Here is a 6,013-nt window from a genome sequence, read left to right as displayed (position 1 = left end):
AGGGGGAGCGATATTTTGCAGCACGAAGTGCGTAGCAAAATATCGCCCATGCCCGAGGACGCGCCGGGAGGCAACACCGATTCGGGGCCGGGCATACGGATCTACCTGCGCATTTACAAATTCGTAAACTTTTTTGAAAAAAGTGCTTGCACAGTTCTCGAATCATAGGTTATTATCTTCCTCGTTGAACGCGCGGGTCGAACAAAACGAACTGCGAATCAACAACATAGCATGTCGGAGTGGCGGAATTGGCAGACGCGCTAGCTTGAGGTGCTAGTGACCGCTTTTTGGTCATGCGGGTTCAAGTCCCGCCTCCGACACCATCGCATTTGAGAAGCCTCTTCGGAGGCTTTTTTGTTACCGATAGACGGTGGGGTCCACGATGGAAACGCTTGAACGCAACGAGTGGGCAGACGTTGCCCAACTAGTCGAGATCACGAGCGATGCTGTCATCATCTGCGAGCTCGACGGAACCATTCTGCATGTGAATAATCGCTTACTTGGTTTGATGTGCGAGGAACGCGCCGACGTCATCGGTGGAGATGTTAAAGACGTCCTGTACTCGTCCGCTTTTGAACGTGCAACGGAACATCGTTTGCCATTTGAAACTGATGGCTCCGAGAGCGAACTGATGCTCAAGCTGAGCGATGGCTCCTTTATTCCCGTATTGGTTCGCGCAGGCTCCGTAACGCCTCCACGTATCTTTGGGCGCCGCGCGCCACGTGTCCTGGTGGCGCTTCACAGTATCGAGGAACAGTATTCTCACGACCGTCAGCTCAAGCGTGCGTTATCGGAGCTTAGAGTGGCGAACAAGCGTCTCTCTGGGACGCTCTCGGTCATTATGAGCACTGTGGGCTCCGATGAGTTACCCAGCCTGCTTGATACCGTTTTGAACCAGCTTGTAGGAACGCTCGATGCTTCGGGTGCCGCTATCTATTTTTCTGAGAGCGGCGGCTTTAAGCTTCGCGGTGTTTCCAAGGAGCTGTACGACAGCTACCTGCCCGAGTTTTTGCCGTATGGCGCTGGCATTCCGACGTATGTTCTTCGCGAGTCGCGTGCCTGTCGCTTGTCGATCCAACAGGACCTTGAGGGCGATAAGGCCGCCTCCGGTATGTTCATGGACCTGGATAATCGTTCAAAGCACCTGTTGCGCATGCAGGATATGCCTCCGTACCGCAGTGAAATCTGTCTTCCCGTTTTTTACGGTACGCAGATCCTCGGCGTGCTGGAAGTTGGTTGGAAACGCCCCCAGGCACCGCTCGCCTATGACGTTAATGTGCTCGAGGTCATTTGCGATTACCTGTCTATCCAGCTGGTCGGCATGGCATCGAGCCTTCGCTCCCGTCGCACGGCCGAGCTTGGTCGTTCCCTCAATGTGCTGCGTGATGAGTTGTTTACCTTTCTAGACGATTCCGCCGCGGCTACCCAGGCGGTGTCGTCCGAGATCTGCAATATGCTCAACTGCCATTTTTGCCCTGTTGAGTATGACGCCAGTCTGGATTCCTACGTCATAGATTTTGAAGGCGGCAGTCGCGTTGCTTTGCCGGACGATCCCGAGAAGCTTTTCTTTTCCACGACGGCGCCAGCGGCACGTCTGGGGGCTGCCCCTGATGGCTTTGAGGCATCTGTTTTGGGCGGCACGAGTGCCGAGGACCTTAAACACGTCCGTATAACTCGCGTTGACGAATCGATGCCTATGGGAGGCTGGCTTAGAGCGCATGGCCTGCCTTGCCAGGGTCTCTACGTCGACGCCGGCATCGAGGCGGGGCGCCCACGCCCTGAGGGCGATGGCAAGCACAGTAACGACGCAATCGTTCCTGCTTCTGTTGCGAAGGGGCCGACGACGCGTGCGCTGCTGCTTCGTGATGGTAGCCAAGAGCCGATTGATGACCTTGAATATGACTACTTGGTGCACTTGGCTCATGACTTTGAACTGATCTATGAAGGCGAATCTCAAAAGCGTGAGGAGCGCCATATCGCTCAGACCCTCCAGATTGGCATGAGAAATTCACTGGGGGATGTTCCGGGAATCGCCGCCGATTCGGTGTACCTGTCGGCCACGAACTCGGCGTTGGTCGGCGGCGATTTCTATACGCTCATCCGTCTTCCCGACGATTGCGCCGTCATGATTCTGGGCGATGTGTCTGGCAAAGGCATTGAGGCTGCATCGATGTCCGCACTCGTCAAGACGGCCCTGACGGCATATGCCTGGGAGGGCGCTGGACCGGCCCGCATGGCACGCTCCCTTAATAGCATGCTTATGGGCTTTTCGAGGGTCGAGACGTTCGTGACGGCCTTTATCGCCAAGATTGACCTTAAAGCCGGACGCGCAACGTATTGTTCGGCGGGCCATCCTCCGACCATGGTCATCAGGCCAGAGTCGATGCCGCTGGGTGGCGGCGAGGCTCGTGGGGGAGAGGTCGAGCTGCTTGGATGCCAATCGGGGGTAATCGGTGCCTTTGAGAGCATGGTGTACGAGACAGGCGTGTTTACGTTCGCTCCTGGTGACATGCTATTTATGTACACCGACGGAACAATCGAAGCGCGTGACCGCTCGGGTGCTTTCTTTGGCGAGCAGCGCCTTCGCGACCTTCTGCTCTCTGTCTCGGGTGAGGGCGTGTCGGGCATTTGCGGCAAGGTCTTGGGCGAGCTCGACCGATTTACCGAATCGGCGCTGGACGATGACATTGCATTGGTGTCCCTTGAGTTTTTACGGGGTCGTTCATAGACGACGCTGGGCGGGCTGAATCCGTACGGTCGGGGAAACGAATGCATCGAGTGGGCTTTTTTGGGGAACCATGGTCGTATGAATGAGTGGAATGACATAGCGGTTTTGACGCCACCAGGCGATATCGACATCGCCACGGTGCCTGCGCTGCGTCGGCGGTTGGATGCTTTGATTGGCCGCGGCGTGCGTCGTGTCGTCATCAACTGTCAGGCTGTCAGCTTTATCGATTCGACGGGCTTGGCATTCCTGCTTACGCGCGCTCGTGAGCTCATGAGGCGAGAAGGCCTGCTTTCGCTCGTCAATGCATCAGGTGAAGTTGTTCGCTTTTTGGAGATTGCTCGTCTTGTCGATATTCTTCATGTCGCGGGGCCGGCACGGGAGTCTATTCCCGCCATTCCGGTGGGGGAGCTGCCTCGCTGGAGTAAGAGCGTCGAGGTCCGTCAGGGTATCGAGAATCTTCCATACTACCGACATCGCATCGCCGAACTCCTTGAATCGCTTCCGTTGCGCCGTGACGAGCGCTACGATGTCGCATTGGCGTCGGGGGAGGCGCTGGGTAATGCCTATGACCATGCGGGCGGTATCGGGTGCGTTCTGACGGTTCAGGCCTATAGCGATCGCGTTGTGGTTGAGGTGCTTGATCGAGGTGCCGGCTATTCTATCGATGAAACGAGCGAACCGGTCGCATCTGAGGAGCGCGGCCGTGGTATCAAGCTTATGCGTATGCTCGTCGATAACGTGGAGGTTGCTCGTCGTACGGACGGCGCCGGCACGCGCGTGCAGATGGTGAAGCTGTTTAGCGGAGCGCTGGAATCGTGTGCCTAGCCAATCGCTTTAGCGCGTTTAGCTACTAAGAACATGCGGCAGACAAGTTTTTTGAAAAAAGTACTTGCGTCTTTTGGACAACTCGCGTAAATTAATAACCCGCAAGCGGACATGGCTCAGTTGGTAGAGCACAACCTTGCCAAGGTTGGGGTCGCGGGTTCGAGCCCCGTTGTCCGCTCCATTGCATTTCCGGACCGTTTAGGCGGTCCTTTTTCGGCGAAGTGGCCAAGTGGTAAGGCAGAGGCCTGCAAAGCCTTTACCCCCGGTTCGAATCCGGGCTTCGCCTCCAAGCAACATCCGGGCGCTCCGGCGCCCGTTTTGTTTTACATATGCGGACATGGCTCAGTTGGTAGAGCACAACCTTGCCAAGGTTGGGGTCGCGGGTTCGAGCCCCGTTGTCCGCTCCAAACGCAGCAGCCCGACTACTACGGTAGCCGGGCTTTTTCGTACCCATCGCTTGGGCTCGAACCCGAGAGGGAGCGAGCGTTTGGGGCGTGGCTGTGGCGTTGTTTGCCGCGAATGTCCGCTTTGGGCGTATCATCGTGGACATCTCGCAAAACCTCGTTGCAAGGGAGTCGCACCCCATGGCTACAGAAAAGTCCTCTTCGCGCCCATGGATGTCCGATGCCGCGATTTATCAAATCTACCCGCGCTCGTTTAAGGATTCGACTGGTTCGGGTCTGGGCGATATCGCGGGCATTACCCAGCAGATGGACTATCTTGAGCAGCTGGGCATCGAGGCCATCTGGCTGAGCCCGTTTTACCCATCGCCTCTTGTCGATGGCGGCTATGATGTGGCGGACTACTGCGATGTCGACCCACGTCTCGGCTCGCTTGACGACTTCGATGACATGATCGCTGCGGCTCATGCGCACGGCATCAAGGTCATCGTCGACATCGTGCCCAACCATTCGTCCAACCAGCACCCCTGGTTCAAAGCCGCTCTTGCCGCCGGCCCCGGATCACCCGAGCGCGCCCGTTATATCTTCCGCGATGGTCGCGGCGAGCACGGCGAGCTGCCTCCCACCAATTGGAATGCCAACTTTGGCGGCCCCGCCTGGACGCGCGTCGCGGACGGTCAGTGGTATCTGCACATGTTTACGCCCGAGCAGCCGGACTTTGACTGGTCGTGTCCCGAGGTTCATGCGTTCTTTTGCGACGTCCTGGCGTTTTGGAGCGATCGAGGCGTCGATGGCTTTCGCATTGATGTGGCGCACGGTCTCGCCAAGGATCTCGACCGCGATGACCTCGACCAGTGGCATCTCGCCGAGGGCGATGACATGGTTGAGGACGGCACCCATCCGCTGTGGGACCGCAACGAGGTCCATGAGATCTATCGCGAGTGGCGCCGCGTGTTCGACCGTTATGATCCGCCGCGCAGCGCCGTTGCCGAGGCGTGGGTTCTGCCCGAGCGCCAGTATCTCTACGCACGCCCCAGCGAGCTTGGCCAGACATTCAACTTTGAGTTCGCCAAGGCCACTTGGACCTATGATGACATGCACGCTGCAATCGAGAAGGGCTTGAAGGCGGCCATCGAATCCGGTTCCGCCTCGACCTGGGTACTCTCCAACCACGACGTGCCGCGCGTGGCGACACGCTATGCCCTGCCGCAAATCAAGGCGACGCGCTACCATCAGATTGCGCTCGACTGGCTCTTACGCGACGGGTCGTCTTATGACGAGGACCGTGAACTCGGCGAGCGCCGCGCGCGGGCAGCCCTTTTGCTTGAGTTGGCGCTTCCGGGCTCGGCATACGTGTATCAGGGTGAGGAGCTCGGCCTTTTTGAGGTGGCTGACATCCCGTGGGCTGCACTCGAAGATCCCACTGCGACCAATACGCACGGACCGAAGCGCGAGAAGGGGCGCGACGGCTGTCGTGTGCCCCTGCCGTGGGTGGCAGCGGACGATCCCGCGCAGGGCGGATCGTTTGGGTTTTCACCGGCGGACGCCGATGCGGCGCCCCATCTGCCACAGCCTGCATGGTTTTCCGATTACGCTGCCGATAGGGAAGAAGCGGACCCGGCATCGATGCTTGCGTTCTATCGCGACGCCCTCTGGCTGCGGCGCAAGCTGCGCGGGTGCGCCAACGATCTTGCGTGGCTCGATCTTGACGGGCGCACCGGCCTTGCGGATGGTGCCGAGGGCGCTGAGGGCGGCGTCATCGCCTATCGCCGCGACAACGGCTGGGCGTGTGTGACGAACTTCGGTGCAGCACCCGTGGAGCTGCCGGCGGGTAGGGTCCTGCTCACCTCATCACCGCTTGCAGACGGCAGGCTCGCGCAGGACAGCTCTGCCTGGATCATGCTCGCTGAGTTGTAGGGGGCCTCTTGCGGCGAGCTTGCGTTTGCCTACACCTTCCGTGGTGGCTGATGTCTTCGCGAGGTTCGCGAGGGCGTCGCAAAACTTTTCAAAAAAAGTTCTTGCATTTGGGTGGATCATCCCGTATATTAAATCCTCGCAG

General features: G+C 58.5%; 3 protein-coding genes and 4 tRNA genes. All 7 read left to right on the top strand.

The window, feature by feature from the left end:
• The first annotated feature begins 233 nt into the window (after positions 1–233).
• The 7 genes from DXD48_RS06385 (at position 234) to DXD48_RS06355 (ending at position 5,871) form a co-directional block, all read left to right on the top strand.
• A tRNA-Leu gene (locus DXD48_RS06385) sits at positions 234–323 on the top strand.
• Between the two features lie 59 nt (positions 324–382).
• Entirely contained in the window at positions 383–2,728 is a 2,346-nt protein-coding gene (locus DXD48_RS06380; protein ID WP_117564451.1) for a GAF domain-containing SpoIIE family protein phosphatase, read from the top strand.
• Between the two features lie 78 nt (positions 2,729–2,806).
• Positions 2,807–3,553 (top strand): anti-sigma factor antagonist, encoded by a 747-nt coding sequence (locus DXD48_RS06375; RefSeq protein ID WP_117564450.1) that lies wholly within the window; start codon positions 2,807–2,809, stop codon positions 3,551–3,553.
• 105 nt (positions 3,554–3,658) lie between these two features.
• Positions 3,659–3,734: transfer RNA gene (locus DXD48_RS06370), tRNA-Gly, on the top strand.
• Between the two features lie 34 nt (positions 3,735–3,768).
• Positions 3,769–3,842 (top strand) — tRNA-Cys (locus tag DXD48_RS06365).
• Positions 3,843–3,884: 42 nt separating this feature from the next.
• Positions 3,885–3,960 (top strand) — tRNA-Gly (locus tag DXD48_RS06360).
• A 177-nt stretch (positions 3,961–4,137) separates the two neighbouring features.
• Positions 4,138–5,871, top strand: a complete 1,734-nt coding sequence (locus DXD48_RS06355) for a glycoside hydrolase family 13 protein (protein WP_233502384.1) — start codon at positions 4,138–4,140, stop codon at positions 5,869–5,871.
• Positions 5,872–6,013: the final 142 nt, after the last annotated feature.

Source organism: Collinsella sp. TM05-37 (assembly GCF_003436455.1).
GTDB lineage: Bacteria > Actinomycetota > Coriobacteriia > Coriobacteriales > Coriobacteriaceae > Collinsella.
The sequence above is the reverse complement of the archived record's forward strand: the minus strand, read 5'-3'. Positions and strand labels throughout refer to the sequence as shown.